Genomic DNA, 15104 nt, shown 5'->3' with positions numbered 1-15104 from the left:
TTGTCGAGTGAGTATCTTAGCGCTAACCTAACTGCCGCTCGCCCGGCCGAGGTCGTCCGGAAGCCGGGCCCGAGGCGAGGAGGAGCGCGTGCCGGGTCCACTGGAGGGAATCCGCGTCGTCGATCTGTCGTCGATGCTGTCCGGGCCGTGGGCCGCGGACATCCTCGGTGACCAGGGCGCCGACGTCGTCAAGGTCGAGCCGCCGGGGATCGGGGACCACGTCCGGCTGCTCCCGAACCGCTCGGGCGACCTGCCCGCGATGTTCGTCAACATCAACCGCTCGAAGCGGTCGGTGACGCTCAACCTCAAGTCCGACGACGGCGTCGCGGCCCTGCTGCGGCTCTACGAGACGGCCGACGTCGTGGTCCAGAACTTCCGCCCGGGCGTCGTCGACCGCCTCGGCATCGGCTACGAGGACGCGAGGCGCGTCAACCCGCGGGTCGTCTACCTGTCGATCAGCGGCTTCGGCGAGGTCGGCCCGTACGCGGGGCGGCGCGTCTACGACCCGGTCGTCCAGGCGCTCTCCGGTCTCACCACGATCCAGGCCGGCTCCGACGAGGCCCGTCCCCGGCTGATCCGGACCGTGCTTCCGGACAAGCTGACGTCGGTGACGGCCGCCCAGGCCGTCACCGCGGCGCTGCTCGCCCGGGAGCGGGGCGGCGAGGGCCAGCACGTCCGGGTGTCCATGCTGGACAGTGTCATGGCGTTCCTGTGGGCGTCGGACATGGGCGCGTACACGTTCCGGGACAAGCCGATGGAGCCGGAGAAGGCCGCCAGCTTCATCGACCTGATCTACGAGACGTCGACCGACTACATGACGGTCTCGACGATGCGCGACGCCGAGTGGACGGCGTTCTGCCGGGCCACCGGGCGCGAGGACATGATCGCCGACCCGCGGTTCGCCACGGCGGCCGACCGGGACGCGAACGTCAACGAGCGCCTCGAGTTCATCCAGTCCGAGCTGCACAGGAAACCCGCCGAGGAGTGGCTGGAGCTGCTGCCCGAGTACGGCGTGCCGTGCGCCCCGGCCATGCGCCGCCGCGAGCTGCTCGACCACCCGCAGGTGCTGGCGTCGGACATCCTGCTGGAGTCCGAGCACCCGACGGCCGGACCGTTGCGTCAGACCCGCACCGCGGCCCGTTTCGAGGGCACCGTCCCCGGCCCGCCGCGCGGCGCGCCCCTGATCGGGCAGCACAACGCCGAGGTGCTGGCCGAGGCCGGCTTCTCGGACGCCGAGATCGCGGCGCTCGTCGCGTCCGGCGCGCTGGGCGACGAGCACACGACGTCGGGTACCGGCGCACCCGTCGCGGTGGCCGCCGTGGCCGACTCGGCCGATCCCACGGAGGCCGCGTCATGACCCTCACCGCACTCGTCGTCGGCTGCGACAAGGGGATCGCGCACGAGATCGCCCTCCGGCTGCACGGCAGGGGCGAGAACGTGATCGCCGCCTGCATGTTCGACGGCGACGACCTCAAGCAGCAGGGCATCGCCGTCGAGCCGGGCGTCGACGTCACCGACGACGAGGCCGTCGTCGCGATGGCCGGCCGGCTGCGCGCTGCGGGCACCCGGCTGGACTGGCTGCTGCACGTCGCGGGCGTGCTCGGCACCGACGAGCTGGGCAGCATCGACTACGACGACGTCCGACGCCAGTTCGAGATCAACACGATCGGTCCGCTGCGGACGGTCGAGGCGCACCGCGACCTGCTGGGGCAGGGGTCCAAGGTGGGCATCGTCTCGAGCCGCGTCGGATCGTTGGGGGACAACGGATCCGGGAAGATGTACGCCTACCGGGTCTCCAAGGCCGGCGCCAACATGGTCGGCCTGAACCTGCACCACGACCTGTCCCCGCAGGGGGTCAGCGTGCTGATGCTGCACCCCGGGATGGTCGCCACCGACCTGACGAAGGGCTTCGGCGGCGACTTCATCCAGCCGGCCGAGGCCGCCGCCGGGCTGATCCGCGACATGGACGAGCTCACGCCCGAGACCTCGGGGCGGTTCCAGCACTCGAACGGCACCTACCTGCCCTGGTGACACCGGTACCAACTCGACGAGGAGGAACGACGCAATGATCACGATCTACGGGTACGTCCCCGCATGGGGGCTCCCGGACATCAGCCCCTACGTCACCAAGACCATCAACTACCTGACGTTCACCGGCACGCCGTTCGAGTACCGCAACCAGGACCTCGGCACCCTGGGCACCGACTCGCCCACCGCGAAGCTCCCCTACATCATCGACGACGGGGAGCAGATCAACGACTCCACGCGGATCATCCAGCACGTCAAGAACAAGTACGGCGCGGATCTCGACGAGGGCATGACCGCTCCCGACCGGGCCGTCGCGCTGGCGTTCCAGCGCATGGTCGAGGAGTACACGTACTGGTCGGGCGTGATCGAGCCGCGCTGGCCGACGATCGAGAAGTTCAAGGTCTACGTCCCGTACATCACCGGCGGCCCGGGTCTCGACGAGCTCCCGCAGGAGGTGCAGGACGCGCTGCTCGCGTTCCGCGACAAGATCCACGACCAGCACCTCAAGCAGGGCATGGGCCTGCGCGAGCACGACGACATCGTCGAGTGCCTGAAGGAGGACGTCGACGCGCTGTCCGACTTTCTCGGCGACAAGCCCTACTTCATGGGCGACCAGGTGCGCTCGGTGGACGCCACGATCTACTCGACGGTCCGCCACGTCGCCGACCAGCCGTGGCCGGACTTCGAGGGCGTCGCCTACATCAAGGGCAAGAAGAACCTGATGGCCTACGCGGACCGCCTGCGCGACGAGTTCAAGGTCTAGGCCGGATACCACCAGGGGGTCGTCGTGATCGATCTGTACGGCTTCACCGGGCCGAACGTCCGCAAGGTCGTGATGGCGCTGGAGGAGCTCGGGCTCGACTACCGGGTGATCTGGGTGGACATCACGGCGGGCGAGCAGTTCGCCGAGTCCTACCGGGCGGTCAACCCGAACTCGAAGGTGCCCGCACTCGTCGACCACGACGGCCCCGGCGGGGCCGAGATCACGCTGTTCGAGTCCGCCGCGATCCTGCTGTACCTGGCGGAGAAGACCGGCAGGCTGCTCCCGGAGGACCCGGCGCGCCGGTGGACGGCGATCTCGTGGCTGGCCTGGCAGGTCGCCAACCACGGGCCGATGGCCGGGCAGGCCACGCACTTCCTGACCTACGCGCCGCAGCAGGGGATCGAGGTCCCCTACGCGCAGGACCGCTACGGACGGGAGATCCGGCGGATCTACGCGATGCTCGACGAGCGGCTCGCCGACCGGGAGTACCTGGCCGACGAGTTCTCGATGGCCGACATCGCCTGCTTCGGCTGGGTCCGGGTGGCCAAGGGTCAGAGGATCGACATCGCGGAGTTCCCGAACGTCGCGGCCTGGTCCGAGCGGATCTCCGCCCGGCCGTCCGGGAAGGTGCAGCTCTCCGACCCGAAGACCGGGGAGTCGGAGCGCTCCACGCCGTTCACCGCCGAGCAGTTCGCGACCCTGATGCGCAGCGGCCCGGGCGCCGACCAGGACCGCTGAGGGCGACGACCCCCGGGGGAAGGATCGAGATGCCGCACAGCCTGCGGATCGTCATCGTCGCCGACCCGCTGCCGGATCTGAACCCCGGCCACGACACGACCGTCGCGCTGATGGAGGCGGCCCAGGAACGCGGTCACGAGCTGCTGTGCACGACGGCCGCGCGCCTGAGGATCCGCGACACCCGCACGTACGCGGCGTGCCGGTCGGTGGCGGTCGTTCCCGCGAAGCTCGCCGACGGGCACTGGACGGCCGTCGACGACTGGTACCGCGCCGGCCCGGAACAGGACGTGCGGCTCGACGACGTCGACGTCGTCGCGATGCGTACCGACCCCCCGTTCGACGGGAACTACCTCAACGCGACGTACCTGCTCGACCAGGTCGACGACCGGAAGGTCGTCATGGTCAACAAGCCGGCCGGGCTCCGGACGGCGAACGAGAAGCTGTTCACCCTGCGCTTCCCCGACCTGATCCCGGACACGCTGGTCACCGCCGATCCGCGGGAGATCGTGTCGACGGTCCGGCGGTGGGGGCGGGCCGTGCTCAAGCCGACCGACGGGATGGCCGGACGCGGCATCCTGCAGCTGCGCCCGGACGACTCCAACCTGCCGTCGATCCTCGAGCTGGCGACGCTGCGCGGGACCCGGCAGGTCGTCGTGCAGCGCTACCTGTCCGAGGCCGACCACGGCGACCGCCGGATCATCGTGCTCGACGGCGAGCCGATCGGCGTGGTGCGGCGGGTGGCGGTCCCCGGCGAGTTCCGCTGCAACATGGCGGCCGGTGCACGGGCCGTCGCGGACCAGGTGACGCCGCAGGACAAGCAGCTGTGCGCCGCGATGGCGCCGGACCTGGCCGAGCTGGGGATCGTGTTCGCCGGGATCGACGTGATCGGCGACCGGCTGACCGAGGTCAACGTGACGAGCCCGACCGGCATCCGGGAGATCGACGCGCTCTCCGGCAGCGACCTGCCGCGCCTGGTCGTCGAGGCGTGGGAGCGGTCCTGCGAGGACAAGCGCCGTACGGTCGTCTGATGACCGCTCCACCGATCGTCGGGATCTCCGGACGGCGCCGGCCGGCCGCCGGGGCGCACGACGGCCCCGCCGCGCTCGACGAGCTCGACGTCGAGGTGTACTTCGCCGGCTACGCGGACCGGCTGGCCGACGCGGGCGCGCTGCCGCTGCACATCCCGGTCCGGGCCGACCCTGGCGAGGTCGTCGCCCGCCTGGACGCGCTCGTGCTCACCGGCGGTTCCGACGTCGACCCCGACCTGTACGGCGCATCGCCGCGGCCGGGGGCCGCTCACGACCGTGGCCGGGACCTGCGGGAGATGGCGCTGCTGGCGGCCGCGCTGGAGCGCGGGATCCCGGTGCTGGCGATCTGCCGCGGGCTGCAGCTGCTCAACGTCCATTTCGGAGGGACGCTCGTGCAGCACCTCGACCACCACCCGCTCGGCCGCGACGGCGCGCACGACGTGACGTTCCTGCCGGGCAGCGTCCTGCACTCCGTGTACGGCACGACGGTTCCCGTGAACAGCCTGCACCACCAGTCCGTCGACGTCGTGGGGAACGGGCTGGTGGCCGTCGGGCACGCGCCGGACGGGGTGGTGGAGGCCGCGGAGCTGCCGGGACGCGACGTCGTCGGCGTGCAGTGGCACCCGGAACAGCTCGCCCACTCCGACCCGATCTTCGCCTGGATGACCGACGTCGCGTCGGTGGCGCGCGCCGCGAGCCCGGGTGCGACCGCTTCGGGGTGAGATACTTGGCGCGCAGGAGAAACGTCCGGAGGTGAACGATGACGGCCATGCCCTCCTCCGACGTGCCGGACGCGCCGGACCGCGTCGACCGGGTCGAGGCCGGATGGCGTCGCGAGCGTCCGGACATCGACGTCACCTCGGTCGGCATCGTCACCCGGATCTGGCGGATCGGTCGCCATCTCGACCGGCACCGCAAGCAGCGTCTGGACGCGTTCGGCACCGACCGCGTCGCGCTGGACGTACTGGCCATGCTCCGACGGACCGGCGCCCCGTACCGCCGCACGGCGGGGGAGCTGCAGGCGTCGGCGCTGATCACCTCCGGCGGCATGTCGCAGCGCCTGGAGCGCCTCGAGGAGGCCGGGCTGATCAGCCGTCACATGCACCCGACGGACCGGCGCAAGGTCGAGGTCGAGCTGACCGCGGCCGGGATGGCGCTGGTCGACGAGGTGACCGGGGATCTGATGGAGAACGAGTCGAAGCTGCTCGACGTGCTGGACCCGGCCGAGCAGGAGCAGCTGCGACGGCTGCTGCGCAAGCTGCTGGGGACGTTCGAGTAGCAGCTCAGGCCGGCGTCCGGACGGCGCGTCCGGCGGCGAGCACGCCACGCACGTCGCGCAGCGCGTCCGTGTCGGCGAGCGGGTCGCCGCCGACGGCGAGGACGTCCGCGGCGAGACCGGGGGCCAGCCGGCCGGTGCGGTCGCCGACGCCCAGCGCCGCCGCGGCGCCGGTCGTGGCCATGTCCAGGACCTCCGCGGCGGGGACGCCCGCGGCGCGGTAGTACGTCAGCGCGTCGGTGAGGTCGTCGAACCACCCTCGCCCGACACCCGCGTCGTTGCCGGCGATCATCGCGATGCCGTGGCCGCGGGACCAGTGCGTGCGGTCGATCTGTCCCTGCAGGCCGGCGTCGGCCGGCCAGTCCCGCCAGCCCCGGAACCGCGTGGGGACGACGACGGCGCCGGACGCTGCGATCGCCTCGGCGACGGCGTCGTCGCAGAAGTGCGCGGTGCCGCCGTCCGGCCCGGGGGCGGTGTGCCAGCCACCGTGCTCGATCGTCGTCACCCCGGCGCGGGCGGCGAGGCCCATGGCGTGCGTGCCGTGCGCGTGCGCGGCCACCGGCAGTCCGTGCCCGGCCGCGGCGTCGACGACGGCGCGCAGGTCCCGCAGGCCGAACTGGCTCTGCCACATCGGCGCACCGGACGGGGTCATCCGGCCGCCACCGGCCATCACCTTGATCACGTCGGCGCCCGCGGCGGCCCGGCGCGTGACGGCGTCCCGGATCGCCAGGACGACGTCGGACGGGTGCGCGTCGACGTCGATCTCACCGCCGAGGAACCAGCAGTGCCCGCCCGCAACGGTCAGCGGCGACTGTGCCGTCAGCACCCGGGGGCCGTCGGCCCGCCCGGCGGCGACGTCGTCACGGAACGCCGAGACCAGGCCGTCGCGGTCGCCGAGGTCGCGGACCGTCGTCACACCGGCCTCGACGCACGCGCGGGCGTTCGCCGCGATCGCCCTCCGCAGCGCGTCGTGGTCACGGTCGCGCAGGCTCGGCACCGGGTCGTCGTCGACGCGGAACGACAGGTGCACGTGGGCGTTCAGCAGCCCCGGCTGCACGGTCCCGCCCCGGACGTCCCAGCGTTCGGCGTCCCGCGCCACGGGCTCGAGGTCGGCCGCGGTTCCGACGGCCACGATCGTGTCCCCGTCGACGAGCACGGCTCCGTGCGGGACCACGGGCTCCCCGGGTGCGGTGACGACCCGGTCCGCGGTGATCAGTCGATGACTCATGCGTCCGGCGGACGGTACACCGGGCGAATCGTCGGCGACGACCTCGTGACCGCTCGGCGATACGCAAAAGAGGTGAGTGCAAGCCGGTCGGCCACGCGTGTGCGTAACGCCGCCCCGGCTCCGGCGAGTTCCGGGACGTGACCCCTGACGACACCTCTCGCGGCGCCTGGGCCCTCGGCCTGGTCGAGGGCGAGCTGTTCCGGATCGGCGGCGTCGACCTGCTCGACGACGCCCGCGTCGAGGCACGCTGGTACGCCGACCTCTATCACCCGTGGACCGGCGGCGGCGACGAGCCGCTCGAACGCCTCGCCGCCCGCATCGAGATCCTCAGCCTGCGGGCCGAGCGGGGTGCCGGGCGGCCGGTGCGCGTCCTGCACTGACCGCCGGCCCGCATCCGCGCCGTCACTCGATCTCGGCGAGACCGTCGATCATCTGCTGCAGCACACGTCTCGTGGCCGCGATCTCCGCGTCGTCCACGTGCGCGGCGATCATGCTGAGCTCCGCCCGCTCCCGTGCGACGACCCGGTCGATCGCCGCACGGCCGTCGTCGGTGAGCCGGACCAGGCGCGAGCGGCGGTGCTGCGGGTTCTCGACGAGCTCGACCAGCCCGTCGTCGGCCGCCTCGTTCACCATGCGCTGCACGAACTGCCTGCTCAACGACTGGTTGCGCCCGATCTGCGGGACGGTCAGCGGACCGTGCCTGCGGATCTGGTCCAGCACCGCCCGCACGCCCACCGAGACGCGATCGTGTTCCTGCTCCTGTTCGACGGCGCGCAGCACCCGCCTGTACAACGGCCCGACCAGCAGGTAGACCTCGGCCAGTTGCTCGGCGCGCTCGTCGACGTCGGTCATCGGGAGAGCCTGCCGGGCCGGCGTCCGCGCCGACAATCGGGGCCGCCGACGCGCGCTGATCCGGCGGACGCGCGCTGACCCGGCGTACGCGCACGGTTCCGCTGGACGCGCTGTGATTCAGGGAACGCGTTGTGGTCCGGTGAACGCGCGTGCCCGGACGCGCGCGTTCGCCGATCCCGACCGCGAACGGCGGATCACCGTGCGAACGGGGGCGCCGGTCAGGGGCGCATGTGCCCGGGGACGCACATGTCGGGACGCGCGCTGGTCCCGTGAAATGCGCGCTGGTCCGGGGAACGCGGTCGGATCCGGCGGATGCGGTCGGTTCCGGGGAACGCGCGTGCCCGGACGCGTGCGTTCGCCGGAACCGGCCGCGAACGGCGGATCACCGTGCGAACGGGGGCGCCGCGCAGGAGCACAGGTGCCCGGGGAGGCGCGTGCTGGGACGCGCGCCGGTCCGGCGGACGCGCGCTGCTCCGGTGACGAGCGCCGGTCCGGTGACGAGCGCCCGTCCGGAGAACGCGCTGGTCCGGGGAAACGCGCGCTGGTTGGGGGAACGCGGTCGGATCCGGCGTACGCGGTCCGATCCGGCGGATGTCCTCGGTTCCGGGGAACGCGCGCGGCTGGACGCGCGCGTTCGCCGATCCCGACCGCGAACGGCGGATCACCGTGCGAACGGGGGCGCCGGTCAGGGGCGCAGGTGACGGCGGACCAGGTCGGCCACGGCCGCGCGGGATCCCCCGATGTCGATCGAGGGGTCCTCCAGTGCGGCGGCCACGACGCCGTCGACCACGCCGTTGAGCATGATCGCGCTCGTGCGGGGGTCGACGCCGTCGCGGGCCAGGCCCTGTTCCGCGGCCTCGGAGATCAGCCGGGTCAGCGTCTCCCACCGGCGTGGGCTGCTCGGGCTGTCCTCGGTGATCTCGCGGTCGTCCGGCAGCGACTCGGCGACGAGCCGGGCGTGCCGGGGATGTGCCGCGAGGTGCGCCAGGACCGTGTCGACGTAGGTCTCCGCGGCGGCCAGCGGGTCGGGCGCGGCCTCGACGGCGGCACCCACCTCGGTGATCAGGCCGCCGATGACGTGCTCGTACGCGGCGGCGATCACGGCGTCCTTGGACGGGAAGTGGTACAGCACGGCGGCCTTGGAGATCTCCGCCGCGTCCGCGATCCGCTGCAGCGACGTCCCGCGGTACCCGTGCTCGGCGACGAGGTCGACGGTCAGCGCCACGAGCTGGTCGCGACGGGCGCGCTCGGTGAACGTGGAGCCGGAACGCCGACGGGGTGGCACCGGGCGATCCTACGAGCCGATCCGGGCCAGGAACGCCGCGACGTCGGCGGCGACGCGATCGGGCTGCTCGCCGTTGATCGCGTGGCTGGCGTCGGGGTACACGCGCACGTTCTCCGGTCCGAACACGCGCTCGGCGGTGGTGATCGAGGTGGCCGGGTCGTGCATCACCGACCGGCCGGCGACGATCGCCAGCACCGGGACGCGGATCGCGCGCAGCCGGTCCTCCGGGACGAGCGACGGCTGCGGCAGGCGCATGGCGTACGTGCTCATCCCGGCCTCGATCATGTCCGCGACCGGCACGTCCTGCACCGGGGCGCCGCCCGCCGTGTACGAGTTGAACCCGTCGCGCCAGCTGCGCGGGAACCAGCTGACCGCCGCCGGGACCGAGCGGAGGGCCGTCCACAGGGGAATGTCGCCGTAGACCTGGACCGGGTCGAGCAGCGTGAGGCTCGCGACCGGTGCGTCCGGTGCGTGGATCACCAGGTTCACCGCGGTCCACCCGCCGATCGACAGTCCCAGCAGGTGGAAGCGTTGCGGGGGCAGGCCACGCAGCGTCTCGTCGAGCCAGGCCGCCTTGTCCGCGTCCGTCGTGATCGGACGGTCCTGGACGGACATGCCGGGCTCGCCGAGCAGGTCGACCAGCCAGACGTCGCGCAGGGCCAGCAGCGACGGCATGTTGTCGGCGAACACCGGTGCGCCGGACGCCGTCCCGGGCAGCAGGAGCAACGGTGTGGCGGACGGGTCGGCGCCGGCGAAGCGGTAGGCGCGCACGACCCCGAACGCCGTCCGGACGTCGAGCACCGCGGCGGGCGGCGGCAGGTCGGCCATCGCGCGGTCGTAGGCGGCGCGGTACCGATCCGCACCCTCGGCCGACGTGACGTGGCCGACGGGGGAGGAGTCGCGCCCGGCGAGCACCGCCACCAGCACGACCACGACGGCGGCCAGTGCGGCGAGAAGGACGCGCCGTCGTCGTCGCACGGGCGGGACGACCGCATCCTGAATCACGGTCAGAAGACTAACCGAATGGTAAGTATCTCGGCAACGTGTCTCAGTCGGCGTCGAGGACCTCCCGCAGGCGCGCCGCGAACGCGTCCGGCTCGCCGGGCCAGCCGAACTCGCCGTCGATGAACCCGCCGTGGTGGCTCGGGAACTCGACCGGCTCCGTGCCGAGCAGGGCGGCCGTCCCGATCGCGGCGCGTCCGGTGAACGTGGTCGCGGACTCCCGGCCGTAGGCGACGACGATCCGGGTGGGCGCCGCGGTGAGCGCCTCGACGTCCGGGCGGTAGCGCAGGACGGCCAGTGAGAGGTCCGAGAGCAGCGGGTCGTTCCGGGACCCGTCGTCCTCCGTCGGCATGCCGAACGCGGCCGGGTCCGGCGCCGGCTGCGCGAAGTAGTCGTCGGTGAACTCGCCCTCCCAGCCCGACATCGTCATGAACGCCGCCATCCCGGCGCCCCAGCCGCGCTCCATGTACGCGTCGCGGTAGCCGAGCCGCGCCCGTTCGACGGCGTCGGCGTCCGGGACGGCCGCGATGACCGGTGGCTCGTGCGCCACGAGCGTCCGCACGTCGCCGGGGTGGGCCGCGACGAGCGCGAGCGCGGTCACGGCACCGCCGCTGCTGGCGAACAGGTCGACCGGACCGCAGCCGAGGTGCTCGATCAGTGCGTGCACGTCGCCGGCCTGGACCTCCGGGTCGTTGTCCGTGCGGCCGTCGTTGCGGACGCTGCGCCCCATGCCGCGCGGGTCGTACGGGACGACGGTGCGGTCGTCGAGGCGCGCGGCCAGTGCTCGGAAGCCGGTGGCGTCCATCGGCTGGCCGATCGCCACGATCGGCGGACGGCCGTCGGCCGTCGGGAGGGGGCCGTGGACGTCGTGGACGAGCTCGACGCCGGGCAGGGAGAGCGTGTGCGTGGTCGCGGTGCGCGTGGTCATGCCGGATGGACCGGGCGGCCGTCCGGAACTCATCTGTGCGGGCCGGATCTCCGCTGGGCCGATCGGTTGACCTGGAATTCTTGACTCATTCCAGAAACGGGGCCAGGATGTGGCCCGTGCCACCGACGTCGGAACTGATGAGCATGTTGCGCGGAGCAGCCCTCCGCGTGACCCGGCCCCGGCTGGCCGTGCTCGCCGCAGTGCACGACGCCCCGCACGCGGATACGGACGCGATCATCCGTGCCGTGCGGACGCAGCTCGGCGAGGTGTCCCACCAGGCGGTCTACGACGTGTTGCGCGTCCTGACCACCACCGGGCTCGTGCGGCGCATCCAGCCGCAGGGAGCGACGGCCCGCTACGAGTCGCGGGTCGGGGACAACCACCACCACATCGTGTGCCGGTCCTGCGGAACGATCGCCGACGTCGACTGTGCCGTCGGGGAGGCGCCCTGCCTGACCGCGTCGGACGACCACGGTTTCACGATCGACGAGGCCGAGGTCGTCTTCTGGGGGCTCTGCCCCGACTGCTCCACCGCTGCACCCACATCAGAAGTTCGGAAGGAATCACCCCGTGTCTGACGAACACGTCACCGTCGAAGCGCAGATGAACGAGAACGCGCCCGGATGCCCGGTCGCCCCGGGCCTGATCCAGTCCGCCACCGAGGGGCCGGGCAATACCGACTGGTGGCCGAACCAGCTCAACCTGGGGATCCTGCGCAAGCACCCCGACGTGTCGAACCCGATGGACGCGGACTTCGACTACGCGGCCGAGTTCAACACGATCGACTTCGCCCAGCTGCGTCGGGACATCGACGAGGTGCTCACCACGTCGCAGGACTGGTGGCCGGCCGACTTCGGCCACTACGGCGCGTTCATGATCCGTATGGCGTGGCACAGCGCGGGCACCTACCGCGTGCAGGACGGCCGCGGCGGCGCCGGAGCCGGAATGCAGCGGTTCGCGCCGCTGAACAGCTGGCCGGACAACGGCAACCTGGACAAGGCCCGCCGCCTGCTGTGGCCGGTCAAGCAGAAGTACGGCCGCAAGCTGTCCTGGGCCGACCTGATGATCATCACCGGTGACCAGGCGATCCGGTCGATGGGCCTGCAGACGTTCGGCGTGGCCGGCGGCCGCCCGGACGTGTGGGAGCCGGACCAGGACGTCTACTGGGGCCCGGAGCACACCTGGCTCGGCGACGAGCGCTACACCGGTGACCGCGAGCTGGAGAACCCGCTGGCCGCCGTCCAGATGGGACTCATCTACGTCAACCCGGAGGGCCCGAACGGCAACCCGGACCCGGTCGCCGCGGCGCGCGACATCCGCGAGACGTTCGGCCGCATGGCGATGAACGACTACGAGACGGTCGCGCTGATCGCCGGTGGCCACACGTTCGGCAAGACGCACGGTGCGGCGAACCCGGACGAGAACAACAACGTCGGCCCGGAGCCCGAGGGCGCCCCGATCGAGGAGCAGGGCCTCGGCTGGAAGCAGAGCTTCGGCTCCGGCAAGGGCCGCGACGCGATCACATCCGGTCTCGAGGTCACCTGGACCTCCACGCCGGTCAAGTGGGGCCACGAGTTCTTCCAGAACCTGTTCGGCTACGAGTGGGAGCTCGAGCAGTCCCCGGCGGGCGCGAACCAGTGGGTCGCGAAGGACGCCGAGGCGAAGATCCCGGACCCGGAGACGAACGAGCCGGCCCGCAAGCCGACGATGCTCACGACGGACCTGTCGCTGCGCTTCGACCCGGTCTACGAGCAGATCTCGCGCCACTTCATGGAGAACCCGGCCGAGTTCGAGAACGCGTTCATCCGTGCCTGGTACAAGCTGACCCACCGCGACATGGGCCCGATCCAGCGCTACCTCGGCCCTGAGGTCCCGTCCGAGCAGCTGATCTGGCAGGACCCCGTGCCCGCCGTCGACCACGCGCTGGTCGACGACGCCGACATCGCGGCGCTGAAGGCGAAGATCGCCGACTCCGGTCTGTCGGTCTCCCGGCTCGTCGCGACGGCGTGGGCGTCGGCATCGACGTTCCGTGCCTCGGACAAGCGCGGTGGCGCGAACGGTGCGCGCATCGCCCTGGAGCCGCAGCGCAGCTGGGAGGTCAACGACCCGGCCGAGCTGACCCAGGCGCTCACCGCGCTGGAGCAGATCAAGTCGGACTTCGACGCCTCCGCAGGCGAGGGCAAGAAGGTCTCGCTGGCCGACCTGATCGTCCTGGGTGGTGTGGTCGGCGTCGAGCAGGCCGCCAAGGCGGCAGGCCACGACGTGACCGTGCCGTTCACGCCGGGCCGTACGGACGCCACGCAGGAGTGGACCGACGTCGAGTCGTTCGCCCCGCTGGAGCCGACGGCCGACGGGTTCCGCAACTACCGCGGCAAGGGCTACCGGCTGCCCGCCGAGTTCCAGCTCGTGGACCGCGCGAACCTGCTGAGCCTGTCCGCGCCGGAGATGACCGTCCTGGTCGGCGGGCTGCGCGTGCTCGGCGCCAACACCGGCGGCTCGTCGCACGGTGTGCTCACCCAGAACGTCGGGCAGCTGACGAACGACTTCTTCGTCAACCTGCTGAGCAACGGCGGTGAGTGGTCGTCGCAGAACGGTGACGGCGAGACCTACCAGAGCACGGCCGGCTGGACCGGTACCCGTGCCGACCTGGTCTTCGGCTCGAACTCCGAGCTGCGCGCGATCGCCGAGGTCTACGCCTCCGACGACGCGAAGGAGAAGTTCGTCCGCGACTTCGTCTCCGCGTGGGACAAGGTCATGCAGCTGGACCGCTACGACCTGAACGACAAGCGCAAGGCCTGATCGCCAGATCGTGACACCGGTGCCCGGGTCGGCCCTGCCGGCCCGGGCACCGTCGTGTCCGCGCCGAGGTCCGCTCGGCGCCCAGGAGTCCGCACGGACGGACGGAGAACGCGCGCGACCGGGCCCGTGCGTTCCGTGGATCACCACGCGTTCTGCGGATCACCACGCGCCGAGGCCTGCGCTCGCGGGGTCGCGTGCGTGGCCGCCGACGCCGTCGTCGCCCCCAGTCCCGTGCCCGACGCGACGTTCTGCGCCCCGGCGCACGCGTGTGCCGCGCCACCGGTGCAGGGTGGGCTCGTGATCATCCGACGACGGACCGTCCTGCTCGCCGGTCTCGGCGCCGCGCTGGTGGGGTGCAGCTCACCGCCCGTGCCGTCGACACCACCGCCCGATCCCGCCGAGCTCGCCGGGATCGAGTCCCGCTTCGGCGGGCGCCTCGGCCTGTATGCCCTGGACACCGGCACCGGACGCGCGGTGGGTCACCGCGCCGACGAGCGGTTCCTCATGTGCTCGACGACGAAGGTGCCGCTCATCGCGCTCGTCCTGCGCCGCAGCGTCGAGGACACCGGGCTGCTGGACCGGCGCATCCGCTGGACGCGCGACGACCTGCTCGAGTACGCGCCGGTGACGACGCCGAACCTGGCCACCGGCATGACCGTCGCCGAGCTCTGCGCGGCCGCCGTGACGGTCAGCGACAACACGGCCGCGAACCTGCTGTTCGCCCAGGTCGGCGGCCCGCAGGCGGTGACCGCGTTCGTCCGGGGGTTGGGCGACCCGCTCAGCCGCTTCGACCGCGTCGAACCCGCCCTGAACGACACCGCGCCCGGCGACGGGCGGGACACGACGACGCCCGCGCGGTTCGCCGAGACGCTGCGCCTGCTGACGCTCGGCGACGCGCTTCCTCCGCCGCAGCGTGACCGGCTCGTCGGCTGGATGGACGCCGCGACGACCGGGGCCGCCCAGATCAGGGCGGGCGTCCCGGCCGGATGGCGGGTCGGCGACAAGACCGGCAGCGGCAACCGCGGCGAGTCCAACGACGTCGGTGTCGTCTCGGCGCCCGGACGGGCCCCGATCGTCGTCACCGTGTTCACCGCACCGTCCGATCCGGACAGCACGGCCGGGAAGCCGACGATCGCGGCCGCGACCCGCGCCGCACTGGCCGCGCTCGGCGGGTGAG

16 protein-coding genes are annotated in these 15104 nt (G+C 72.3%); 11 read left to right on the top strand and 5 right to left on the bottom strand.

Annotated elements, in window-relative coordinates; translation table 11 throughout:
- Nucleotides 1-88 precede the first annotated feature (88 nt).
- The 7 genes from EV378_RS10170 to EV378_RS10140 are packed head-to-tail and all read left to right on the top strand — an operon-like array spanning nucleotide 89 to nucleotide 5836.
- Nucleotides 89-1357, top strand: coding sequence for a CaiB/BaiF CoA transferase family protein (locus tag EV378_RS10170; protein ID WP_165922221.1), 1269 nt, complete (start codon nucleotides 89-91; stop codon nucleotides 1355-1357).
- Nucleotides 1354-2031 (top strand): 1-hydroxy-2-glutathionyl-2-methyl-3-butene dehydrogenase, encoded by a 678-nt coding sequence (isoH, locus tag EV378_RS10165; protein WP_132423115.1) that lies wholly within the window; start codon nucleotides 1354-1356, stop codon nucleotides 2029-2031. Before EV378_RS10170 ends, isoH begins: the two co-directional genes overlap by 4 nt.
- A 34-nt stretch (nucleotides 2032-2065) precedes the next feature.
- Complete coding sequence (gene isoI / locus EV378_RS10160; protein ID WP_132423112.1) at nucleotides 2066-2791, top strand: iIsoprene-epoxide--glutathione S-transferase; 726 nt, start codon at nucleotides 2066-2068, stop codon at nucleotides 2789-2791.
- Nucleotides 2792-2815: 24 nt separating this feature from the next.
- Nucleotides 2816-3529, top strand: coding sequence for a glutathione S-transferase family protein (locus EV378_RS10155; RefSeq protein WP_132423109.1), 714 nt, complete (start codon nucleotides 2816-2818; stop codon nucleotides 3527-3529).
- A gap of 29 nt (nucleotides 3530-3558) precedes the next feature.
- A complete protein-coding gene (gene gshB / locus EV378_RS10150) occupies nucleotides 3559-4557 on the top strand; it encodes a glutathione synthase (RefSeq protein ID WP_132423106.1) in 999 nt (332 codons plus the stop codon).
- Complete coding sequence (locus EV378_RS10145; protein ID WP_132423103.1) at nucleotides 4557-5279, top strand: gamma-glutamyl-gamma-aminobutyrate hydrolase family protein; 723 nt, start codon at nucleotides 4557-4559, stop codon at nucleotides 5277-5279. The genes gshB and EV378_RS10145 overlap by 1 nt, the downstream gene beginning before the upstream one ends.
- Nucleotides 5280-5317: 38 nt before the next feature.
- Nucleotides 5318-5836 carry a MarR family winged helix-turn-helix transcriptional regulator gene (locus tag EV378_RS10140; RefSeq protein WP_132423100.1) on the top strand — a complete coding sequence of 173 codons (519 nt, stop codon included), beginning with the start codon at nucleotides 5318-5320 and terminating at the stop codon, nucleotides 5834-5836.
- 4 nt (nucleotides 5837-5840) lie between these two features.
- On the opposite strand, the gene EV378_RS10135 is transcribed toward EV378_RS10140, so the two are convergent.
- A complete protein-coding gene (locus tag EV378_RS10135; RefSeq protein ID WP_132423097.1) occupies nucleotides 5841-7061 on the bottom strand; it encodes an amidohydrolase family protein in 1221 nt (406 codons plus the stop codon).
- Nucleotides 7062-7198: 137 nt separating this feature from the next.
- Here EV378_RS10135 and EV378_RS10130 point away from each other — a divergent pair, with 137 nt between their 5' ends.
- Entirely contained in the window at nucleotides 7199-7441 is a 243-nt protein-coding gene (locus EV378_RS10130) for a hypothetical protein (RefSeq protein ID WP_132423094.1), read from the top strand.
- A 22-nt stretch (nucleotides 7442-7463) separates the two neighbouring features.
- Here the strand turns inward: EV378_RS10130 and EV378_RS10125 are convergent, their stop codons facing one another.
- From EV378_RS10125 to EV378_RS10110, 4 genes are all read right to left on the bottom strand, one after another.
- Complete coding sequence (locus EV378_RS10125) at nucleotides 7464-7913, bottom strand: MarR family winged helix-turn-helix transcriptional regulator (RefSeq protein ID WP_132423091.1); 450 nt, start codon at nucleotides 7911-7913, stop codon at nucleotides 7464-7466.
- A gap of 685 nt (nucleotides 7914-8598) precedes the next feature.
- A complete protein-coding gene (locus EV378_RS10120) occupies nucleotides 8599-9198 on the bottom strand; it encodes a TetR/AcrR family transcriptional regulator (RefSeq protein ID WP_132423088.1) in 600 nt (199 codons plus the stop codon).
- Nucleotides 9199-9207: 9 nt separating this feature from the next.
- Nucleotides 9208-10203 carry an alpha/beta fold hydrolase gene (locus tag EV378_RS10115; RefSeq protein WP_207908628.1) on the bottom strand — a complete coding sequence of 332 codons (996 nt, stop codon included), beginning with the start codon at nucleotides 10201-10203 and terminating at the stop codon, nucleotides 9208-9210.
- Nucleotides 10204-10246: 43 nt separating this feature from the next.
- Entirely contained in the window at nucleotides 10247-11128 is an 882-nt protein-coding gene (locus tag EV378_RS10110) for an alpha/beta fold hydrolase (RefSeq protein ID WP_132423085.1), read from the bottom strand.
- A 107-nt stretch (nucleotides 11129-11235) separates the two neighbouring features.
- Between EV378_RS10110 and EV378_RS10105 the strand changes: the two genes are divergently transcribed.
- The 3 genes from EV378_RS10105 (at nucleotide 11236) to bla (ending at nucleotide 15103) form a co-directional block, all read left to right on the top strand.
- The gene (locus EV378_RS10105; RefSeq protein ID WP_132423082.1) at nucleotides 11236-11706 is read left to right on the top strand and encodes a Fur family transcriptional regulator; all 471 of its coding nucleotides are present in this window, start codon (nucleotides 11236-11238) and stop codon (nucleotides 11704-11706) included.
- 25 nt (nucleotides 11707-11731) lie between these two features.
- Nucleotides 11732-13927 carry a catalase/peroxidase HPI gene (gene katG, locus EV378_RS10100; RefSeq protein WP_132427679.1) on the top strand — a complete coding sequence of 732 codons (2196 nt, stop codon included), beginning with the start codon at nucleotides 11732-11734 and terminating at the stop codon, nucleotides 13925-13927.
- A 297-nt stretch (nucleotides 13928-14224) separates the two neighbouring features.
- Nucleotides 14225-15103: a class A beta-lactamase gene (gene bla, locus EV378_RS10095; RefSeq protein ID WP_132427677.1), complete on the top strand. Its 879-nt coding sequence runs from the start codon at nucleotides 14225-14227 to the stop codon at nucleotides 15101-15103.
- The last annotated feature ends 1 nt before the right edge of the window (nucleotide 15104 follow it).

It is taken from the genome of Pseudonocardia endophytica, assembly GCF_004339565.1.
Taxonomy (GTDB): Bacteria; Actinomycetota; Actinomycetes; order Mycobacteriales; family Pseudonocardiaceae; genus Pseudonocardia; species Pseudonocardia endophytica.
The sequence above is the reverse complement of the archived record's forward strand: the minus strand, read 5'-3'. Positions and strand labels throughout refer to the sequence as shown.